We start from the raw sequence: 21,287 nt of genomic DNA on the forward strand, positions 1-21,287 counted from the left end.
GAACAACTAGAGGCCCCAGAGCTTTTCCATGATCGTCTTGGCGATGAAGCCCAGCATGCCGAATGACAGGACAAAGAAGAGCACGATGGTGCCCGTCTTGCCAGCCTTGGACTTCCAGGCGATCTCACCTATGATGAAGAGCATGAAGAGCATGAAGGCACCGACCCCGAAGGTCATGCCGAACCCGGATATCTGTTCTTCGCTCAGTCCAAACATCCGCGCCGCCTTTCACTCAGGGCGCACATCGACGGATCATCCCGCGATCATCGCCGGCGCGCCGCGAGCCTGGCCGCAATGCGCATCCGCAAGGCGTTGAGCTTGATGAAACCGGCAGCGTCCTTCTGGTCGTACGCACCGGCGTCATCCTCGAAAGTCGCGATCGTCGAGTCAAACAGCGAATCGGTCGCTGAATCGCGGCCGACGACGATCACGTTGCCCTTGTACAGCTTGACCCGTACCCAGCCATTCACCGCCACCTGCGTATGGTCGATCAGCTTCTGCAGCGCCAACCGTTCCGGGCTCCACCAGTAGCCGTTATAGATCAGGCTGGCGTAGCGCGGCATCAGGTCATCCTTAAGATGAGCCACCTCACGGTCCAGCGTGATCGACTCGATGGCCCGGTGGGCTGGCAGCAGGATCGTCCCACCCGGCGTTTCGTAGCAGCCCCGCGACTTCATGCCGACGTAGCGGTTCTCGACGAGGTCGATGCGACCGATCCCGTGCTTGCCGCCCAGCTCGTTGAGTCGTGCAAGCAGTTCGTGTGCCGGCAGTCGCAGGCCGTCGATTGCCACCAGATCGCCACGTTCGAACTCGAGCTCGAGGTATTCTGCTGCATCCGGCGCTCTCTCCGGCGAGACCGTCCAGCGCCACATCGACTCCTCGGCTTCGGCTGCCGGATCTTCCAGGTGACGTCCCTCATAGCTGATGTGCAGCAGGTTGGCATCCATCGAATACGGGGAGCCACCCTGGCGATGCTTCATCTCGACGGGGATGCCATGCTCCGCGGCATACGCCAGGAGTCTCTCGCGCGACAGCAGGTCCCACTCGCGCCAAGGCGCGATGATCCGTATGTCGGGTCGCAGGGCGTAAGCCCCGAGTTCGAAGCGTACCTGGTCGTTGCCCTTGCCGGTAGCGCCATGCGCCACCGCGTCGGCAGCGGTCAGATTGGCGATCTCGATCATCCGCTTGGCAATCAGCGGTCGCGCGATCGACGTGCCGAGCAGGTACTCGCCCTCATAGACCGTATTGGCGCGAAACATCGGGAAGACAAAGTCGCGGACGAACTCTTCGCGCAGGTCTTCAATGTAGATGTTCTCTGCCGCAATGCCGAGCTTCAGCGCCTTCGGACGTGCCGCCTCGAGTTCCTCCCCTTGCCCGAGATCGGCAGTGAAGGTCACCACCTCGCAGCGATAGGTATCCTGCAACCACTTCAGGATGACTGAGGTATCGAGCCCACCCGAATAGGCAAGGACGGCTTTGCTGATCTGGTTCATGTTCTTTCCCCGCTCGAACTGGATGATGATACATCGACGCGGCCGCACAGCAGATATTCCAGCAGCGCCTTTTGTGTGTGCATGCGGTTCTCGGCCTCATCCCAGACGACGCTCTGCGGCCCATCGATGACCTCCGCCGCCACTTCCTCGCCCCGGTGTACCGGCAGGCAGTGCATGAAAAGGGCCTGCGGGCTGGCCATCCGCATCATCTCGCGATTCACCTGCCAGGCGGCGAAGGCGCGCCGCCGGTGATCGTTTTCGGCTTCGAAGCCCATCGAAGTCCACACATCGGTGGTAACCAGGTCAGCTTGCCGCGTTGCCGCCAGAGGGTCGGCAAACTGCTCGAAATGCCTTGTCCCCTGCAAGCCGAGACGCTCGGGAACGACTTCGTAGCCCGGCGGGGTGGAGACGTGCACCCGAAAGTCGAGTACTTCGGCCGCCTGCAGCCAAGTATTGCAGACATTGTTCGAATCGCCGACCCAGGCAACCGTCCTGCCCTGGATCGGACCGCGATGCTCGATGAAGGTGAAGATGTCAGCGAGAATCTGGCATGGATGATACTCGTTGGTCAGCCCGTTGATCACCGGCACGCGCGAATTCGCCGCAAAGCGCTCGATGATCGCCTGCTCGAAGGTTCGGATCATCACCACATCGCTCATGCGCGAAATCACCTGTGCCGCATCTTCAACCGACTCGCCGCGCTGCAGTTGCGAGTCGCGGCTGTTGAGGTAGATCGCCGAACCACCGAGTTGCTGCATGCCGGCCTCGAACGAAAGTCGGGTGCGGGTGCTGGCCTTCTCGAAGATCATCACCAGCGTGCGATCGCTGAGCGGCCAGTATTTGCGAAAGGCCTTGAACTCGTTCTTGATCCAGCGTGCACGTTCGAACAGATGATCGAATTCCGCGCGCGTGAAGTCCTTGAACTGGAGAAAATGCCGGGGGCAGCGCATGGCGGGTCTCTAGGTTGAGGCTAGGAAGTCGCGGATGAGTTTCGCCAGGCGTGATGTCAGTTCACGTCCTTCATCGGCGGAAAAGGTCAGCGGCGGCAGCAGACGAACGACCGTCTCAGCCGTCACGTTGATCAGCAAGCCCGCCTGCAGCGCCAACATCACCAGCTCGCTGCACGGGCGGTCGAGCTCGATGCCGATCATCAGGCCCTGGCCACGAATCTCCACCACGCCACGGCAATCCAGCAGCGCCTGCTGCAGTCCGTCCCGGATCAGCCGGCCGACAAGCAGCGCCTGATCGATCAGCCCTTCCTTCTCGATCACTTCGATGGTGGTCAGTGCCGCCGTCGATGCCAGCTGATTGCCGCCGAAGGTCGATCCATGCTTGCCCGGCTGAAACAGGCCCGTCGCCAAGCCGGCGGCAAGACAGGCGCCGATGGGCACGCCGCCGCCCAGCCCCTTGGCCATGGTCACCACGTCCGGCCGCACTCCCGCATGCTGGAAGGCAAACCACGTCCCGGTCCGGCCCATTCCGCACTGAACCTCATCGCAGATCAGCAACCAGGCACGATCGTCGCACAGCGCCCGCAGACCGCGCTGGAACTCGATATCGGCCGCGTTGATGCCACCTTCGCCCTGGACGATCTCGAGCATCACCGCGACGACGTTCTGGTTCGCGCGAGCCAGCGCTCTGATCGCATCGAGGTCATTGTAGCGGACACGCAGGAAGCCTGCGACGAGCGGCTCGAAGCCGGCCTGCGCCTTGCGGTTGCCGGTCGCCGAGAGGGTCGCCATGGTACGGCCATGAAAGGCTCTCTCCATGACGATCGTCACCGGGCCATCAACCCCTTGCCGGTGGCCATGCAGGCGCGCCAGCTTGATCGCCGCCTCATTGGCTTCACAACCAGAATTGCAGAGGAAGACTTCGTCCATCCCGGAGAGTGCCGCCAGCTTGTCGGCCAACCGCTCCTGTTCCGGAATCCGGTAGAGATTGGACGCGTGCAGCAGACGCGCGGCTTGGCTGGCGATCGCCTCGACCAGCGCCGGGTGGCGGTGTCCCAGCGTACTTACGGCTATCCCCGACAACGCATCAAGGTAGACCTTGCCCTCGGTGTCGGTCAGCCAGCTACCTTCGCCGTGACTGAAGGCGACCGGCAAACGACTGTAGGTATTCATCAGGTGGGACATCGAGCACTACCCATTGCGCAGGCATTGAAACTGAAACGGCGGCTCGCGCCGCCGGACAGATGCATTCTCATCGCGAACCGGGCACTGTTCCCCACGGACGCTTGGCCGCGGTACGCAGGAACCCGCATACAAGCACAGGATTCTAAGCGATAACGCACGCAAAGTGTAGCGAGCGCAAGGAAAAAAGCTACCTGCGGATGAGATTCCAGATCGTTTCGATGCCACCGAGAACGAGATCGGAGAGATCCGCCTCCAGGAGATCACTTCGCCCCGGCCGGGACCGCAGCGACTTCTGGCGCTCGTTGGCGATCAGCGCATCGGCGACGGCGTGCGGATTCACGGTTTCCTGGCGGCGGGCCTTGTTGCCGAAGTCGTCAAGGGCGGTGCGTACGGCATCTGGATCGAGAATGACGATCGGCGAGCGGCAGTGGTTGCAGACGGGATCGCGAGTGATGTCCACCGGGGCACCGCAGCTGGAACAGCGGATCGTACGGACCTTGCGTGCCAGATCGGCAACCTCGGAACCGTTGAGCTGGCGGACGAAACCCTTCTCGATCATGAATGCCGCGAACGCGCTGTAGCGACCGTGCCGCTGTGGACAACGGTTGTACGCGAAACGACCGGTACGCGTACTGTCGAGGCAGCTCAACAGCAAATCCCGACATCGGGGACAGCGCAGGACCGCCGGCCACGGCTGGCGCTGGTCCGCCTGGTGCTCGTGCAGCAGGCAAAACAGGTCGAGCACTCCGGCCGCCGCCAGTTGCGCGCTCTCGTGCTCGTCGAACCAGATGCCTTGGCAGGCGAAGCAGATGTCCAGCGAGATCTCGCCACCGAGGTGGCGCTTGAAATGATGCACCGCCATCGCCGCCCGGCAGCTGGGGCACGTGCCACCTCGCCGGAAGCGGGCGGGCGATGGCTTGGCGTGATCGTTCATGGCAACGTTGGAACTGATGACAGCAGGCGGTGACCCTGGCGTGGTCTCGACTGCGCGGCAAGCAGCCAAGCGGACCGATGCCGCAGTATAGCTGCAGCAGGGTGGCCGGCGAAAGATCGCAAATCAGCGACGCAGGTGACGAACCCAGAACAGTTCATGGCGTCGCACCGCCTTGCGGAAGAACTCGTCGTCGCCAGTTGCGGGCCAGCGGCGAGCAACAAGCGCCCGCTGAATATACCGCCGCAACCTCTCCTTGCAGCGCAAGCTACCCTGCAGATCATGCTGCATCGCAAGCGCCATGGCCTTGTCGAGTTGCGCCGCGGGGCTCAACAGCGGGCTCCACAGACCATCGATCGGCAACGGCAGCAGCGCTGGCGGCAAGGCGATGCCATTGCCGGCCGGGCCCATCGGCCAGCGGTCGTTGTCGTGCAGGTGATTGGCGTATAGCAGCGCGACTTCGGGCTGCCAGGTCGACTGCTGCATGGCCAGTTCGAGCGCCCGCGTGGCAGCGACATGATCGACATGCGGGTCGAGCTGCGGGTGCGGGGTGACGACGACCTGCGGCTGGAAGTGGTCAAGCAGTGCCGCCAAGTCTGCGACAAGGTTGACGCCGCATGGCAGTCCGTCAGCATCGGCCGGCAGCGGCAGCGGGTTGTGCTGGCGGACTTTGCGCACATCCGCTTCTCCCGACTCGCGTGAAGGAAAAGGCGACCGGGGGTCGGCCAGCATCGCCGAGAGTTGCATGCAGTGGTAACCGAGCTGCACACAACGGGTCTGCGGGACTCCACCCCAGAGGGGCACCGCCATGCTGTCCCAGGCGCGTAGACGTCCCTTGAGACGTGCCGCAGCGGCGGCATCGAGACCCAGGCGCCGGTAGCTCCCGGCCTCGGTTTCACCCTGGGTCAGCGTGACGATCGAAACCCCGGCTGCTCGCCGGTAGAGGCCGAATGCCGCCAGTTCGGCGTCGTCCGCATGCGGCGCCACGATCATCAGTCGCTGTTGTGCGTAATCCGGATTGCGCAGGACGTACAGAATCGCGTTCGCAGCCAGGCGGCAATGGCGGCCGCTGATGCGAAGTTTACCGGTGGCGAGTGCCGCCTCCTGCCCCGAGAGGTTTACAAGACGCCGACCGCGAACGCCACGCTCGAAATCCTGTCTGTCGCCACCGATCAGAACCTGCGGATCGAGCCAGCGGCCAAGCCACGAACTGATCACCTGCAGCTCAAGAAACAGCGTCTCGCCGCTGGCCAGCGGCGAACTCAGCACCACCCTTCCATCGCCCAGAGACACCGGCTGCTGCACCGTCCCTCCCGGGAAGCTGTATTGGTAGTCGACGCGTGGGGAATAGAAGAGGTGGTCGGCAAACCACGCTTCGTGGGCAATCCAGCCGCACAGCAACAGCAACGCCGCCAACCACCAGGCTACGAAGACCGCGGTTGCCGCCAGAAAGAGGATGCCGGACAGCAACAGGAATCGCTTGTGCCTGCGATGACGGGACAGCAGACGTTGTTTGCGTGCGCTCATGGGGCAATCGACGTCAAAACGCGGCGCACTGAACCAGCCTCAGGTCTGGTACACGGGCACCCGATGGCACCAACGATCCTTGTAGCCACCGTCACTACGACCAAAGGAGTAGCGCAGCGGCTTGCCGGCCGCCAAGGCTTCGGCACGCGCCGCCTGCGCATTGACGAAGGTCAGGACACTACCCGGACTGTGATCGCTACTCCGCGGATCGACGCCGCCATTGATGTACTCGAGCGAAATCCATCTCGGCGCCTCCACGCGGTAGAGGATCTGAATCGCAATGGGCTGCTCTTCGCGCAAGAGGAGCGAACCCGTCATGAACTCGCGCAGCAGACGGAACACCTCGGCCAAGTGCGCCTCGCCCCGGGCGGCGAAGCCCCAGCGACGGCGGAACAGATCGGCATAGATCGCCGCCTGCTCGGCGGGAGAATACTCCGCAAGCGGGCGCAACCGGGCCCCGAGCTGCTCGAGGAGACGCAGTTCCCGCCGCTGATTGTAGAGGAACTTCGCCGACCAGTCCGGAAATGGGCGCAGCAAGGCCAGTTCTTCCGGCTGCGAGCGCAGCGTACTGATCTGGTCACGGTTCAGTTCGGACACGTAGCGCATGCGCAAACGCACCGGCACCCGCGCCTGCTCGGCAATCGGCAGAATGACCTCCGAATTGCCCAGGTCAAACAGCTCGCGCTGGCCGCGCCTCTTCAGAACTTCCTTCGACAACGCGAGATGGCGCCCCCAGCAGGCGACTGCCGCCAGCAACTCGCCGCCTGCGAACCAGCCGAGGTAGCGGACCGGGACCTCCGCCAGCGCCGACAGGCGCTCGACGATCACCGGATGCGTCGCGACGCTGCCGCCGAACAACTGCCAAGCGCGCGCGTAATCGCGCGGGGCGACCGGCGTCCAGCCCTGTTCGCGCCATGAACGCCAACGACTCAGCATGCGCCGCGCCGCATGACGTCAGCGGGCACAGCGCCGAACGCCTGCGCCCGCGGCAGCCGCTGACGCGTCCTGCCTGCAACCCGTGGCATTTACAGACCACTCCTCGCAATCGATGAAGTAGAAGAATGCATCGCTCACCCCTTCCTTGGCGGCTGGCCGCAGCCCAGCCAAACGTGCTGCGGAAGACCGGTTGGAGCCGGATGCTGCGCCGCAAAACGAATTATTGCATTCCGCCGGGGATCGGGGAAAAATACCATCAGAGTTGATGGCAGGCGCGGAGGGGAACCCCACCGGCGGTCACGGCGACGAAGCGGCGGCCCGGGTCAGGAAGACCCATCGCTCTGGGCCCCCTGCACCCGTTCACAGGCCGGCCGGGAGAGGTGCATGCCGGACCAGTTCGGCTCCGGCGGCGCCAGGCGACGGCTATCGCCCGCATCACCGTGGTCACGGCCCAGCACGAGCGACGCGATGCCGGAGGACGGCGACGTCATTTTCATGGAGCGGCCTCCACCGGCACGAGGGAACATGGAAGCAAATGACTGAAGCAGAACGACCGCTGATCAGCGTCATCGTCCCGGCCTACAACTACGCCCACCTGCTGCCACGAGCCCTGGAGTCGGTCCTCGCCGAGAGGGCGTCATGGGTGGAACTGATCGTCGTCAATGATGGCTCGACGGACGAGACAGCCCGGCTGCTGGCCGGCTACGCCGCGCTTCATCCGACGTTGCTGGTACTCGACCAAGCCAACGCCGGCGCTGCTGCAGCGCGGAACCGCGGCCTGCAGCAAGCCCGCGGGCGGTACGCCCTGCTGCTCGACGCCGATGACGAGTTGCAGCCAGGCGCACTGCAGACGCTGCGCACAATGGTTGCTCGACATCCCGAAGCCGGTACGGTTCTGGGCGCACAGATATCCGTCTATCCGGACGGTCGCGAACGGCTCCGACTGCCGACGACGGTGCGCCCCGCTTCGCCGCGGCAGTTGTGCAAGCGCTACCTGCTGCAGAAGCGCATCGCCATCTCACATGGCTGCTCGCTGTTTCGACGTGACCTCTTGCTGCAGCGACCCTATCCCGAAAACTTGCGAGGAGGCGAAGACATCCCGGTCTTTGTCCACATGCTGCTCAGCGCGCCGGTAGTGACGACCAATGCCGTGCTGGCGCGAATCCACAAACACCGCGACAGCCTACGCCATGATCGGCACGAAGAGGAAGAGCGAGCCGGGACGATGATTGACGAAGTGTTCGCCGGCTTGCCGGCCGAGTGCCAACCCCTGCGCAGACGCTACGCCTCGCAGCGCTACCTCTCGCTCTTCCGCACCGCCTTGCAGGCTGGAGACCGGCCTGCGGCCAGGCACTTCTATGGGACAGCCTGGCACCTTGACGGCCGGCAGGCCTTGCGCTGGAGCTACCTGCGCAAGGCAATTCGCCTTTTCTTCGCGTGATGGTTCGTCCTGCCACCCTCGCCAGAGCCTTCTCGCGGCATGCTTGCGGCATTGGGGAAGATGTCGGTCCGGTTCTCGTCGCGCTTCTGGGCAGCGTGCTGCTTTCACTGCTGGCGATCTCGCAGGTGACCATGGTCGGCAGGGATGCCGCGCTCTACCTCGATCTCGCCCGGCAGGCAGGCGAGCACGGGCCGACGGCCGTTTTCCGAAGCTATGACTGGCCCTGGTTCTCGTTGCTGCTGGCGGCAACCCGAATGTTCTTCGGGCTGCCGCTGGAGGCGGCAGCCTACCTTTGGTGCACGGTCTTCATGGCTGGCACCAGTGCCCTGATCGTTCTGGTGACGCTTCGTTTCTCGCCCGGTTGCGGCTACTGGGCTTCATTGGTGGCGCTGTCGCTGCCGGCATTCAATCAGTTCCGCGGCGACATCATCAGGGAACACGGTTCCTGGTTCTTTTGCATCCTGGCCCTCCATCTGGGGCTGCAGTGGTTCGAGCGTGGCGGCTGGTGGCGCGCGGCTGCCATACAGACGGCAATTGCACTCGGCTCCCTCTTCCGGCTCGAGGCGGCGATTCTGGTGCCGGCGCTTGCTGCGAGTCTTCTCGGTGAGCTGAATACACGGCAAGGCTGGAAGAGAATGCTTCAACTCAATGCACTGCCGCTGGCTGGAGCAGTTGCAGCGGGGCTGGCGCTGCTTTCCGGAGGCGGAACCTCACAGCCACGAGTCGCCGGTTTCGTTGCGCTGCTTGATCCGCAGGCGCTCCTTCTGAGCCTTGATACCATGGCGAGCCAGTTCGCGGACACCATTCTCGAGTACCACGCCAAGGAGGACGCGCGGCAGATTCTCCTGTTTGGCCTGCTGCTCACGCTCCTGATGAAGTTCTGCGCGCTCAACGGGCCTCTCTGCCTGCCTTTTCTCTACCGGGCGAACTGGCTGGCCGTGGGCGAGTACTGGCACCGGCTACGCCCGCTCGCATGGACCTGGATCCTTTACCTGTGCGTACTGTTCGTCTTCTTCATCAAGTTTCGCTTCATCAACTCACGCTACACGAGTTTCCTCAACCTGCTGGTCGTGCCACTACTCACCATGGCTCTCATCCTGTTCTGCCGGAGCCATGCGCGCTGGTCGCGCGTCGTGGTGCTCGTGCTCCTTCTACTGATGCTGGCAAACGTCGTTTCGCGCGGCCCCGGAAAGACCCATTACCTCGAAGCCGCGGCCTGGATGGCCGAGAATACGCGAGCCGAGGAAGCCGTGTATTACGAAGACGCGCGCATCGCCTATTACGCTGGTCGCGGCTACCCGAGGACGGACGTGACCGCACAACAGGTGATGTCTGCCAATCACGCGCCGGGATTCCGATACTATGTGTTCACCCACCAGCCGGATGACGACACGCTGCAGCCCTGGCTTGCGAAGCAGCGAAAGCAGCTTGTCAGGCGCTTCACGAATCGAAAGGGCGGAACGGTCCTGATCATTGGTGATTGAGGGACAAGCCACCGCAAGTCCCACGAGGCTACCGCAGTCGCTCACCGGGGAATTTGCGGCGCCGTTCGAGGACGGCGAACTGCTGCGGAAAGCAGCCCCGGTTGACTGCTGCAGCGCGGCTCGAGGATACTCGTGGAAACGACATGGGCCGCACTTCCTGCCGCCGCGCAGACATTCACGAAACCACCAACCGGAAGGACGCGTCGCTGGCAGCAACGGCTGCCTCCGCGGGCGCTGACAGTTCGAATTGCTGATCGCGCCGGCGTACTCCACGACCTATGTTCATCTCGCTGCCCCAAGGCAACAGGACCCTCACAAGACATGTCTGAACACGTTCCGCTCAACCAACGACTGTTCGATCTGCCGCTGCTGCACAGCCTGGGCAGGTCGATCCACACCCGACGTCTTGCGCGGGAGCCACGGGGACAGTCGACGGCCACCCGCTTCTTCCGGAACCTCCGGCAACTTGACGCGCTGCAGGGGCCGTTGCGACCGCTCATTGATGGCGGCGATCCGATCCGGATCCTGGTAGCCGGTTGCAGCTTCGGCTGCGAGGCCTACTCGCTTGCCGCTTACCTCGCAGTAGAATTCCCCGCTCTCGACTGGACCATTGATGCCTTTGACATTGCGCCGGACGCCGTAGCCGTTGCCCAGCGGGCGGTATATGGCAGCAAGTACGGACTCGCCGATCCGCTGCATGGCGAGGCCCGACGCTACGCTTCGCGCTTGCTTGAGCCGTCTGGTGACGCCTGGGCGATTGCCCCGGACATCCGGCAGCGGGTTCGAATCTCGCACGGCGACCTGCTCGCGAGTGATTTCTCGACCACTGCCCGCTACGACGTGGTGTTTGCCCAGAACTTTCTGCTGCACATGGACGATGCGACCGCCGCGATAGCCTTCGCGCGCGTCGTTGGCGCCAGCCGGCCGGGCGGCGCGCTCTTCGTCGCTGGGATGAACCTTGACAGCAAGCTCGCTCTGGTCCGAAGTCACCGACTGATCGCTGTCGACTGGGAAATCGAAGCGATCCACAACAGTGACCAGATGCGTCGGTCGGCTTGGCCCTGGGGATACTGGACGCTCGAGCCGATTGACGCATCAAGGCCCGATTTCGTCATGCGCTACAGCACCATCTTCCGCACGCCCGGCAAGCTGGCGGCCAAGGGCTGATAATTCGATTTCCCATTGCGGGCGCCGACGATGCCACATCGTGGCCGATGTCACCCTTCGACGGACCGCCGGCCCTGCAGCCTCCGCTTCCACCAGCAGTGGGGCACCTGCCTGCGCCCGGTCTGCTATAGTTCGGCCTGCGCGCCGGCAGCGGCACCCGGCTCCGAGGATGCTCGGCCGTCGGTCGCGCCCAGTTGCTGCATGAAAGTTCCCCGATGAGCATTGGCCCCACAGACCCCAGCAGCGAAGACACGTTCCCACCGGAGATCCTGCGCGAGGTTGCGAAGCGGCGGACCTTCGCCATCATTTCCCACCCTGACGCAGGCAAGACGACCTTGACCGAGAAATTGCTGCTCTTCGGAGGTGCGATCCAGCTCGCCGGGACGGTCAAGGGGCGCAAGAGCTCTCGCCATGCCACCTCGGACTGGATGGAGGTCGAGAAACAACGCGGCATTTCCGTGACCAGCTCCGTCATGCAGTTCGAGTACAGCGGGCACACCATCAACCTGCTCGACACGCCAGGGCACGAGGATTTTTCCGAAGACACCTACCGCGTCCTGACTGCCGTCGATGCCGCAGTGATGGTGATCGACGCCGCCAAAGGGGTCGAAGCACAGACGGTCAAGCTGTTGAACGTATGCCGCATGCGCAGCACACCGATCATCACCTTCATCAACAAACTGGACCGGGAAGTTCGGGAACCCTTCGAGCTCCTGGCCGAGATCGAGTCCGTGCTGGGCATCGAGTGTGCGCCGATCACTTGGCCGATCGGCATGGGGAAGAGCTTTCGCGGCGTCTATCACCTGCTGAACGACCGCCTGCTCCACTTTGCGGCGGGCGAGGAGCGGCGCAGCGAATCGGAACGACTGGACGGCCTTGACAATCCACTCCTCGACGCCCAGTTTCCGGGGGAAGTCGGCCGGCTACGGGAGGACGTGGATCTGATACGGAGTGCCAGCAGCCCTTTTGACCTTGTCGGCTTTCTTGCCGGACGACAGTCGCCGGTATTCTTCGGATCGGCGATCAACAATTTCGGGGTGCAGGAAGTTCTGCAGGCACTGCGCGACTGGGCGCCGCCACCACAGGAGCGAGACGGCGGCTGCCGTATGGTTCATCCCGGCGAAGCCGCCTTCAGCGGCTTCGTGTTCAAGATTCAGGCCAACATGGACCCGAAGCACCGGGATCGCATCGCTTTTTTCAGGGTTTGCTCGGGACGCTACACATCAGGAATGAAAGTCAGGCATATCCGCCTGAACCGCGAGATGAAACTGGCGAACGTGCTGACCTTCATGGCCAACGAACGCTTGCTGATGGACGACGCAGTAGCCGGTGACATCATCGGCATCCACAATCACGGCAACCTGCACATTGGCGACTGCCTCAGCGAAGGCGAAGCACTGGGTTTCAAGGGCATCCCCTACTTCTCGCCCGAGCTCTTCCGGGCCGCGCGCCTGCGCGATCCGCTGAAGAGCAAGCAACTGCAGAAGGGCCTGCAGGAGTTGGGTGAAGAGGGAGCGATCCAGGTCTTCGAAAGTGTGGCCAGTGGTTCGCTCCTGCTCGGAGCGGTAGGCAACCTGCAATTCGAGGTCGTCGCGCAGCGCCTGCAGACTGAATACAAGGTCGATGCCATATTCGAGTCGGCAGACGTCTACACCGCCCGTTGGCTCACCTTTCCGGACGACACAACGCGCCGCAGTTTCGAGCGTGAGCAGTCGCAGCGGATGGCGCGCGATGTCGATGGCAACCCGGTCTACCTGGCCAGCACGCGTTACAACCTTGAAGTGACGAGAGAGAAGTGGAGCAGCGTCGGCTTCCACGACTCGCGTGAGCACGGACAGTTATTCACCTGAAGCAAAGCCGGGGAAAGGCGACACGTGGACAAACATAGGGCCGGGAGAAGATGTGGTGGCGTACAGCGGCGGTGTGCTTCTGGCGCGGCCCCTGCCGCTGCACTGGCAGGCAGCGGTCGATCGAGCTTCGCAGGGACCGGCAGAAGACCCGGAAAGTGCAGACGATGACACAGGCTCCCGTGGCGCCACCACCGCTCAGTTTTCTCGAGGCCCGGATTCTTGGGGTGCTGGTCGAGAAAGAGAAGACGACCCCCGACACCTATCCGCTGACACTGAACAGTCTTGCTGCCGGCTGCAACCAGAAGTCGGCCCGCGACCCGGCGATCAGCGCATCGGAAAGCGAGATTCAGGAGGCCCTCGAAGGCCTCCGTAGTAGACTCCTGATACTCGAAACCCATGGCGCCTCCGGTCGCGTCCTGCGTTATGCGCATAACCTGGGACGGGTATACGCGGTGCCCGCGGCCAGCGTCGCGCTGCTTGCCACGCTCGCCCTGCGCGGACCGCAGACGATCAGCGAACTCCGCGCCAACAGCGAGCGCCTCTATCGCTTCGACGACGGCTCATCGGTCGAGGCTTACCTGCAGGAACTGGCGACACGCCACACCGCCGCCTTGGTCGTCTGCCTGCCGAAGCAACCGGGCTCGCGCGAGCACCGCTGGGCACATCTGCTTTGCGGTGAACCCATGCTGCCAACCAGCCGCGCCAATGGAGAGATCGAGTCCGGCGAAGCGCCGAGCGACTTGGCAAGGAGGGTGGCCGGTCTCGAGCATGCGGTGGCCGAGCTGCGCACGGCGTTGCAGGCGCTGCTGGCCAGGGTCGACTTGCTGGAGTAGCCCGCGACAGGTACCTGATCTTCCTCTGCAGATCGTTCGCGAAAGGGCGCAGCTGTGGGGGTCCTCCCGGATTTCAGCTTCGCTGGCGGCGCCAAAGACACCCCGGGTGCAAGAGCCCGCCGCACGCCGGTCCGGTTGAGGGCAAGGGACTCCGGGAGGCCAGACAGATCCGTGGCACGCTACTGCCGCTGCCCGCACCCCAGCGACCGCTCTACGCCACCCAGGGCTACTACCAGCCGGCTCGCTGGACCTTCTCGGCCCAGAACAACGCCGCGATCGTCTTGGCGTCGGTGATGGCCCCACTCTTCACCGACGTCAGAGCATCCCCCAGCGGCAGACTCAAGACATCCAGGAACTCGTTGCTGTCCGGCTTCTGTTCGGCCTCACGGGTCAGACCTCGCGCGAGATAGATCTCGATTCGCTCGTCCGAATAGCCAACGCAGGGGTGCATGACCCCGAGATGACGCCAGGAGCTTGCGCGGTATCCGGTTTCCTCGAGCAACTCACGCCGGCCGGTGACCAGGAGTTCCTCGCCGGGGTCGATCTTGCCCGCCGGCAGCTCAAGAAACGGGCGGCGCAGCGGATAACGATATTGCCGGACAAAGAGCAGCCGGTCGTCCTCGAGTTCGGCGATGACCACCACAGCCCCCTGGTGTCGCACGTACTCGCGCAGGCACTCGTTGCCATCGGGTAGCTGGACCCGGTCGCGACGCACATCGAGAAGCCTGCCGTTGAATACCTGTGTAGTCTCGAGCTGCCGTTCGGTGAGATGGCTGTACTCTTCTTCCATGGAAAGGCTCCCGACAAGAACGCCCCGACGTTGCGGAGCGTTGCGGTCAGATGGCTGCCGGCAATCAGAGAGAACGCAACAGCGAGAACGCGCAGAGCGACATCAGGACCTGCGGGAAAATGCCCAGCAAGGCGACCGCCAGCCCGTTCGCCGACATCAGGATCTTCACGTCCAGCGGCGCCTCGATCGGGTTCATGTTGGCCGGTGGGTCAAAATACATGAGCTTGACCACGCGCAGGTAGTAGAAGCAGCCGATCAGCGAGAAGGCGACGGCGACAATCGCCAGCCAGAGATGACCGGCGGCGACGACCGCCTGCAGAACCGAGAACTTGGCAAAGAAGCCGACGAAGAAAGGGATCCCGGCCATCGAGAACATCATCATCATCATGACGCCCGCGAACCATGGGCTGCGTTGGTTGAGCCCCTTGAAATCATCGAGTTCGTCCGACTCGAGGCCACCGCGGGCAAGCAGAAGGATCATGCCAAACGTGCCGGCACTGGTCAGGACGTAGGTGATGACGTAGAACATCGCCGAACTGTAGGCATTGAGAGCGAAGCGGGCGTCGCCACCGACGACGCCGGTGACGATACCGAGCAGCATGAAGCCCATGTGGGAGATCGCCGAGTAGGCGAGCATGCGTTTGAGGTTGCTCTGGGCGATCGCGGCGATGTTGCCGATGGCCATCGACAGCACCGAGAGGATGATCAGCATCGCCTGCCAATCCTGCGAAACGACGATCAGGCCGTTAACCAGCAATCGCATGACCATGGCGAAGGCGGCCAGTTTCGGAGCGGTTGCGATGAACAGCGTGACCGCCGTCGGTGCGCCATGATAGACGTCGGGTATCCACATGTGGAATGGAACGACGCCAAGCTTGAACGCCAGGCCGGCGACGAGAAACACAAGCCCGAAGACGAGAATCCCCTTGTCGAACTGGCCCATGTAAAGGCGCTCGGCAATCGCCGGGATCTCCAGCGTACCGGTCGCACCGTAGATCATGGACATGCCGTAAAGCAGCAGGCCAGAGGCCAGTGCCCCGAGCACGAAATACTTCATCGCGGCTTCGGTTGCTGGAACGGAGTCGCGGTTCATCGCCACCATCGCGTACAGCGATAGCGAGAGCAATTCCAGGCCGATATAGACCGTCACCAGATGGCTGGCAGAGATCATCACCATCATGCCGAGGGTGGCAAACAGCGCCAGCGAGTAGTATTCGCCTCGTGCCATCTGCGGCCGTTCTAGAATGTAGCCGCGCGAGTAGAACAGGATGACGATCACCGTGAGGTATAGGAGAAGCTTCAGCAGATCGGCCATCAGGTCGCCGACGTACATGTTGCTGAAAGTGTAGGCCGTCTCACCGGAACTGCTGGCGAAGGTGATTACGGCCACGCCGATCAGCGTCAACTGGGTGGCGACGAAGGTCAGCGTCCGCTTCTGGTCCTTGACCAGCAGATCACCGACAAGGATCAGGCAGGCCATCAACAACATGAAGATCTCCGCGCTCGCAAGGCGGAGGTCCGGAACCTGGAATTGCATTTCGGCAAGAGTCATAGCGGCTACCAATTATTGGATCTTGCTGAGGGCGACGTGACGCAGCAACTCATCCACCGAGCTGTGCATGACTTCCGTAAACGGCTGCGGATAGAGTCCCATACCCAATGCGCCAATGGCGAAGAGGACAAAAACGAGAAACTCGCGGCCATTGATGTCGCTGAGTTCAGCGACATGATGATTCGCGACGTTGCCAAAAACCACTCGCTTGTACATCCAGAGGGTATACGCAGCACCGACGATCATGGTCGAGGCCGCTGCGAAAGCCACCCAGAAGTTGTGTTCGACCGCAGCCAGGATGACCATGAATTCGCCGACGAAACCGGAGGTCGCCGGCAGGCCCGCGTTGGCCATGGCGAAAAGCATGAAGAAGGCGGCAAACTTGGGCATCGTATTGACCACACCACCATAATCCGCGATCAGCCGCGAGTGTGCGCGGTCATACATGACGCCAATCGAGAAAAACATCGCGCCCGAGACGAAACCGTGCGAAATCATCTGGACCAGAGCCCCCTCGACACCCAGCGGGCTGAAGATGAAGAAGCCCAGCGTCACGAAACCCATGTGCGCGATCGACGAGTAGGCCACCAGTTTCTTCATGTCCTCCTGAACGAGGGCGACGAAGCCGATATAGATGATCGCGATCAGCGACAGCGCGACGAGCAGTCCGGCGAGTTCATGCGAGGCATCGGGAGCGATCGGCAGCGAAAAGCGCAGGAATCCGTAGGCACCAAGCTTCAGCGCGATCGCTGCCAGAACGATCGACCCTCCGGTCGGCGCTTCGACGTGCGCGTCCGGCAACCAAGTATGGACCGGCCACATCGGAACCTTGACGGCGAAGGCAACCAGGAAGGCAAGGAACAGCCAAGTCTGTGCGGTCAAGCCGATCGGCATCCGGTGCCAATCGAGAATCGAGAAACTGCCGCCCGAGGAGATGAACAGGTACAGCAGTGCAATCAGGAAGAGCAAGGATCCAAACAGGGTGAAGAGAAAGAACTTGAATGCCGCGTAGACGCGATTCGGGCCGCCCCAGATGCCAATGATCAGATACAACGGAATCAGCGATGCCTCGAAAAAGACGTAGAAAAGGACGCCGTCAAGGGCTGAGAAGATGCCGTTCAGCAAACCCGACATGATCAGGAAGCCCGCGTTGTACTGCGCCACCTTGCTGTCAATCACCTGCCAGCCGGCCAGTATCACGGTTACGGTGATGAAACTGTTGAGGATGACGAAGAGCATCGAGATCCCGTCGACACCGAGATGGTAGTTGACATTGAAACGTGGAATCCAGGGCTTCAACTCGACGAACTGCATCGCCGGCGTCTGCAGATCAAAGCCAGTGTAGAGCGGAATCGTCACCAACAGCCCGGCAACGGCACCAAGCAGCGAGAGTGCTCGTGCCAGCGGAGCGTTGCGATCAGAGCCCGTCGCCAGAACAACCAGACCGGCGAGGATCGGAACCCAGATGGCAAGAGAGAGAAGCGGCGTGCCTGACATATCGTTCCCAGTCTTTCTCTAGCTCAGGCGCGCGTGACCCACAGGGTCATCAAGACGAACACGCCGATAATCATCGTAAATGCGTAGTGGTAAATGTGACCGCTCTGGAACAGGCGAACGATGGTTGCAAACCAGCCGACGAAGTGTGCGGAACCATTGACGATGATGCCGTCGATCAGACCCGCATCGCCACCTTTCCACAAGCCGCGACCGAGCAGCCGCGCCCCACCGGCAAAGAACGTCTCGTTGAACCGGTCAAAGTAGTACTTGTTGTCAAGCAGGGTGTATAGCCAGCCAGCCCGCTCCTTGATGGCTGCGGGAATGTCCGGACGCTTGAGGTAGAAGAACCACGACAGTCCGACACCCAGAGCAGCCAGCCAGAAGACGGCGGTCGTGAAGGCGTGGGTGGCCATGGCGAAGGCATCATGGAAGTGATGCCCGAGTTCCTTCATCACCGGATGCGCAGTCGCATCGACGAAAATCGAGGCCTTGAAGTAGTCGCCGAACAACATCGGCTCGATCGCGACGTAACCAATGATCACCGACGGAACCGCCAGCAGAATCAGGGGCAGGGTGACCACCCACGGCGTCTCGTGGGGTTTCTCGCCCGCGGCAAGGCCATGATGGTGCGCATCGTGTGCATCGTCGGCGTGGTGTCCGTGGTCGTCGCCGTGCCCGCCGCCAGAACCAGCGTGTGTTCCTTCCTTCGCCAGCGAAGAATGGGCGGCGTGGCCATGCGGGTCTGCCGCCTTGCCGAAGCGCTCTTCACCGTGGAACACCAGGAAGTACATCCGGAACGAGTAGAAGGCGGTGACGAACACCCCTGCCATCACCGCGAAATACGCGAAGCCAGCACCAGGAATGTGGGACATGGCAACCGCTTCGATGATCGAATCCTTCGAGTAGAAACCGGCAAAGAAGGGCGTGCCGATCAGTGCCAGCGAACCGATCAACGATGTGATCCATGTGATGGGCATATAGCGGCGCAGCCCCCCCATGTTGCGAATGTCCTGGTCGTGATGCATGCCGATGATCACCGAACCAGCAGCAAGGAACAGCAGGGCCTTGAAGAAGGCATGCGTCATCAGGTGGAAGATCGCCACCGAATACGCCGATGCACCCAGGGCAACGGTCATGTAGCCAAGCTGTGACAGCGTCGAATAGGCGACAACCCGCTTGATATCGTTCTGGATGATCCCGAGGAAGCCCATGAACAGAGCGGTGACCGCTCCGATGACGATGACGAAGGAAAGCGCCGTGTCGGAAAGCTCGAACAACGGCGACATCCGCGCCACCATGAAAATGCCGGCCGTGACCATGGTCGCCGCGTGGATCAGGGCAGAGATCGGCGTCGGACCTTCCATTGAATCGGGCAGCCAAACGTGCAGGGGAACCTGCGCCGACTTGCCCATGGCGCCGACAAACAGCAGGATGCAGGTCGCCGTCATCAGGGCGACCCCTTCGCCTTGGCCGAAAAGCTTCAGCGTCGTGCCGGCGAGTTCAGGTGCCTTGGCAAAAACGGCCGCATAGTCGAGCGTCCCGAAATGGGCAAGCACCAGGCCGATGCCGAGGATGAAACCGAAGTCCCCGACGCGATTGACCAGAAAGGCCTTGAGGTTGGCAAAGATCGCCGTCGGCCGTGTGTACCAGAAGCCAATCAGCAGGTAGGACACCAGACCGACTGCCTCCCAGCCGAAGAAAAGCTGCATGAAGTTGTTGCTCATCACGAGCATCAACATCGAGAAGGTAAACAGTGAGATATAACTGAAGAACCGGTTGTAGCCGGGATCGTCCTGCATGTAACCGATGGTGTAGATGTGCACCATCAGCGACACGAACGTGACCACCATCATCATCGTCACGGTCAGCTGGTCGATCAGGAAACCGACTTCAAAGCGATAGTTGCCGGAGGTCAGCCACTGGTACACCGGGCCGTTGTAGGTGTTCCCGGCCATCACATCCTGGAAGATCAAAAAAGAAGCAAGGCAGCTGATTGCCACGCCGGCGATGGTAACCGTGTGAGCCACCCAGCGCGGGATGACGCGACAGAACAGACCGGCGATGATCGCACCGACCAGCGGCGCGAGGGGAACCAGCAGGTAAAGCTTTTGCATTTCCATGTTCAACCCTTCAGGCTGTCCAGATCATCCACGTGGATGGTCTTCAGGTTGCGGAACAGCACCACGAGAATCGCCAGCCCGATCGCCGCCTCGGCAGCGGCCACCGTGAGGATGAAAAAGACGAATACCTGTCCGGCCAGATCCTGGAGGTAATGGGAAAAGGCGATGAAGTTCATGTTTACCGCCAGCAGCATCAACTCGATCGACATCATGATGATGATCAGATTCTTGCGGTTGAGGAAGATGCCGACGACGCTGATCGCGAACAGGATCGCGCCCAGGATCAAAAAGTGGGACAGTGTAAGCAAGGTACCTCCCTGATTCCTTCTGCATGAGGTGGGGCCGCTCGCCGCCACCTGATCTCGTTCTGTAGTGCTCTTCTTATCTACCCGGCACTGCCCGCAGCGCGACGGCTCAGCTCAATCCTTTTTCTCTGCTGGCATTTGCAGTACCCGATAACGGTCCCTGGCCTTCACGAAGACCTGTTGCGAAGGACTGACTGCCTTGCTCTGCCGCCTCTCGCGCTGGGTCAGCGCAACCGCGGCAACGATCCCGACGAGCAGGATCACCGACGCCAGTTCGAAGGGATAGACGTAGTCCGTGAACAGCAGACGCCCCACTGCCTGTACGTTGCTATGATCTGCGCTCGTCTGTGGCACCTCGGCCTCGAGCAATCCGAGATAGCTTCCGCCGAGGACCAACCCCATCTCGGCCACCATCAGCAAGGCGATGATCGAACCGAGTGGGAGATAGCTCCAGAAGCCCTCACGCAGGCGGTCGAGATTGATGTCCAGCATCATGACGACGAAAAGGAACAGGACCATCACCGCACCGACGTAAATCAGCACCAGCGCAATGGCGAGAAACTCCGCCTGCAGCAACATCCAGATGCCGCTCGCCGTGAAAAAGGCAAGAACGAGAAACAGCGCCGCATGTACCGGGTTGCGCGAGGTGATCACGCGCAGTCCGGCGATGACGAGAATCGCCGAAAGAAAGTAGAAAACGAAGGTCCGGAATTCCATCGCGTCGCCCTGTCAACGATATTTCGAGTCGAGTTCGCGGTCGGCAGCGATCTGCGCTTCGTAGCGGTCACCGTTCGCCAGCAGCATTGGTTTGGTGTAGTAGAGATCGCCACGTGTCTCCCCGTGGTACTCGTAGATGCGCGTCTCGACGATCGCGTCGACCGGACAGGCCTCCTCGCAGAAGCCGCAGAAGATGCACTTGGTGAGATCAATGTCGTAACGCGTTGTCCGGCGCGAGCCATCCGCACGCTGATCCGATTCGATGGTGATCGCCAACGCCGGACAAACCGCTTCGCACAGCTTGCAGGCGATGCAGCGCTCCTCGCCATTGGGATACCGCCGCAGCGCGTGCAGACCCCGGAAGCGGAAACTCTGCGGCGTCTTCTCCTCCGGGTACTGGACGGTGATCTTGCGGGCGAACATGTAGCGGCCGGTCACCGACAGCCCCTTGATTAGTTCCTTGAGCAGGAGGCTGTTGAAAACGTCCTTCATCGAACCCATGGCGAGCC

20 protein-coding genes are annotated in these 21,287 nt (G+C 62.1%); 5 read left to right on the forward strand and 15 right to left on the reverse strand.

The window, feature by feature from the left end; all coding sequences use genetic code 11:
• Positions 1 to 6: 6 nt before the first annotated feature.
• From HT579_00370 to HT579_00405, 8 genes are all read right to left on the reverse strand, one after another.
• Positions 7 to 216 carry a DUF2788 domain-containing protein gene (locus tag HT579_00370; GenBank protein QKS27550.1) on the reverse strand — a complete coding sequence of 70 codons (210 nt, stop codon included), beginning with the start codon at positions 214 to 216 and terminating at the stop codon, positions 7 to 9.
• A 47-nt stretch (positions 217 to 263) separates the two neighbouring features.
• Complete coding sequence (locus HT579_00375) at positions 264 to 1,493, reverse strand: argininosuccinate synthase (protein ID QKS27551.1); 1,230 nt, start codon at positions 1,491 to 1,493, stop codon at positions 264 to 266.
• The gene (argF, locus tag HT579_00380) at positions 1,490 to 2,443 is read right to left on the reverse strand and encodes an ornithine carbamoyltransferase (protein ID QKS27552.1); all 954 of its coding nucleotides are present in this window, start codon (positions 2,441 to 2,443) and stop codon (positions 1,490 to 1,492) included. The genes HT579_00375 and argF overlap by 4 nt, the downstream gene beginning before the upstream one ends.
• Positions 2,444 to 2,452: 9 nt before the next feature.
• Positions 2,453 to 3,628 carry an aspartate aminotransferase family protein gene (locus tag HT579_00385; protein ID QKS27553.1) on the reverse strand — a complete coding sequence of 392 codons (1,176 nt, stop codon included), beginning with the start codon at positions 3,626 to 3,628 and terminating at the stop codon, positions 2,453 to 2,455.
• A 187-nt stretch (positions 3,629 to 3,815) separates the two neighbouring features.
• Positions 3,816 to 4,562 (reverse strand): zf-TFIIB domain-containing protein, encoded by a 747-nt coding sequence (locus HT579_00390; GenBank protein QKS27554.1) that lies wholly within the window; start codon positions 4,560 to 4,562, stop codon positions 3,816 to 3,818.
• A 123-nt stretch (positions 4,563 to 4,685) separates the two neighbouring features.
• Positions 4,686 to 6,086 carry a PIG-L family deacetylase gene (locus HT579_00395; protein QKS27555.1) on the reverse strand — a complete coding sequence of 467 codons (1,401 nt, stop codon included), beginning with the start codon at positions 6,084 to 6,086 and terminating at the stop codon, positions 4,686 to 4,688.
• 39 nt (positions 6,087 to 6,125) lie between these two features.
• Positions 6,126 to 7,022 carry a GNAT family N-acetyltransferase gene (locus HT579_00400; protein QKS27556.1) on the reverse strand — a complete coding sequence of 299 codons (897 nt, stop codon included), beginning with the start codon at positions 7,020 to 7,022 and terminating at the stop codon, positions 6,126 to 6,128.
• 323 nt (positions 7,023 to 7,345) lie between these two features.
• Positions 7,346 to 7,519, reverse strand: coding sequence for a hypothetical protein (locus HT579_00405; protein QKS27557.1), 174 nt, complete (start codon positions 7,517 to 7,519; stop codon positions 7,346 to 7,348).
• A 38-nt stretch (positions 7,520 to 7,557) separates the two neighbouring features.
• On the opposite strand from HT579_00405, the gene HT579_00410 reads away from it, so the two are divergent.
• The 5 genes from HT579_00410 to HT579_00430 all read left to right on the forward strand — a co-directional run bounded on the left by HT579_00410 (position 7,558) and on the right by HT579_00430 (position 13,797).
• Positions 7,558 to 8,463: a glycosyltransferase family 2 protein gene (locus HT579_00410; GenBank protein QKS27558.1), complete on the forward strand. Its 906-nt coding sequence runs from the start codon at positions 7,558 to 7,560 to the stop codon at positions 8,461 to 8,463.
• Positions 8,463 to 9,947 carry a hypothetical protein gene (locus tag HT579_00415; protein QKS27559.1) on the forward strand — a complete coding sequence of 495 codons (1,485 nt, stop codon included), beginning with the start codon at positions 8,463 to 8,465 and terminating at the stop codon, positions 9,945 to 9,947. Before HT579_00410 ends, HT579_00415 begins: the two co-directional genes overlap by 1 nt.
• Positions 9,948 to 10,268: 321 nt before the next feature.
• A complete protein-coding gene (locus tag HT579_00420; GenBank protein ID QKS27560.1) occupies positions 10,269 to 11,114 on the forward strand; it encodes a hypothetical protein in 846 nt (281 codons plus the stop codon).
• 215 nt (positions 11,115 to 11,329) lie between these two features.
• Positions 11,330 to 12,964: a peptide chain release factor 3 gene (locus HT579_00425; GenBank protein ID QKS27561.1), complete on the forward strand. Its 1,635-nt coding sequence runs from the start codon at positions 11,330 to 11,332 to the stop codon at positions 12,962 to 12,964.
• A gap of 164 nt (positions 12,965 to 13,128) precedes the next feature.
• Entirely contained in the window at positions 13,129 to 13,797 is a 669-nt protein-coding gene (locus HT579_00430; protein QKS27562.1) for a YceH family protein, read from the forward strand.
• Positions 13,798 to 14,026: 229 nt separating this feature from the next.
• On the opposite strand, the gene HT579_00435 is transcribed toward HT579_00430, so the two are convergent.
• The 7 genes from HT579_00435 to nuoI form a co-directional block, all read right to left on the reverse strand.
• Positions 14,027 to 14,587, reverse strand: a complete 561-nt coding sequence (locus HT579_00435) for an NUDIX hydrolase (GenBank protein QKS27563.1) — start codon at positions 14,585 to 14,587, stop codon at positions 14,027 to 14,029.
• A 64-nt stretch (positions 14,588 to 14,651) separates the two neighbouring features.
• Complete coding sequence (gene nuoN / locus HT579_00440) at positions 14,652 to 16,124, reverse strand: NADH-quinone oxidoreductase subunit NuoN (GenBank protein QKS27564.1); 1,473 nt, start codon at positions 16,122 to 16,124, stop codon at positions 14,652 to 14,654.
• Positions 16,125 to 16,151: 27 nt separating this feature from the next.
• Complete coding sequence (locus HT579_00445) at positions 16,152 to 17,636, reverse strand: NADH-quinone oxidoreductase subunit M (GenBank protein ID QKS27565.1); 1,485 nt, start codon at positions 17,634 to 17,636, stop codon at positions 16,152 to 16,154.
• 23 nt (positions 17,637 to 17,659) lie between these two features.
• A complete protein-coding gene (gene nuoL, locus HT579_00450; protein ID QKS27566.1) occupies positions 17,660 to 19,756 on the reverse strand; it encodes an NADH-quinone oxidoreductase subunit L in 2,097 nt (698 codons plus the stop codon).
• Positions 19,757 to 19,758: 2 nt separating this feature from the next.
• Complete coding sequence (gene nuoK, locus HT579_00455) at positions 19,759 to 20,064, reverse strand: NADH-quinone oxidoreductase subunit NuoK (protein QKS27567.1); 306 nt, start codon at positions 20,062 to 20,064, stop codon at positions 19,759 to 19,761.
• 111 nt (positions 20,065 to 20,175) lie between these two features.
• The gene (locus HT579_00460) at positions 20,176 to 20,778 is read right to left on the reverse strand and encodes an NADH-quinone oxidoreductase subunit J (protein ID QKS27568.1); all 603 of its coding nucleotides are present in this window, start codon (positions 20,776 to 20,778) and stop codon (positions 20,176 to 20,178) included.
• A gap of 12 nt (positions 20,779 to 20,790) precedes the next feature.
• Positions 20,791 to 21,279, reverse strand: coding sequence for an NADH-quinone oxidoreductase subunit NuoI (gene nuoI, locus HT579_00465; GenBank protein QKS27569.1), 489 nt, complete (start codon positions 21,277 to 21,279; stop codon positions 20,791 to 20,793).
• Positions 21,280 to 21,287 lie beyond the last annotated feature (8 nt).

The sequence above is a fragment of the Candidatus Accumulibacter similis genome (genome assembly GCA_013347225.1).
Lineage (GTDB): Bacteria > Pseudomonadota > Gammaproteobacteria > Burkholderiales > Rhodocyclaceae > Accumulibacter > Accumulibacter similis.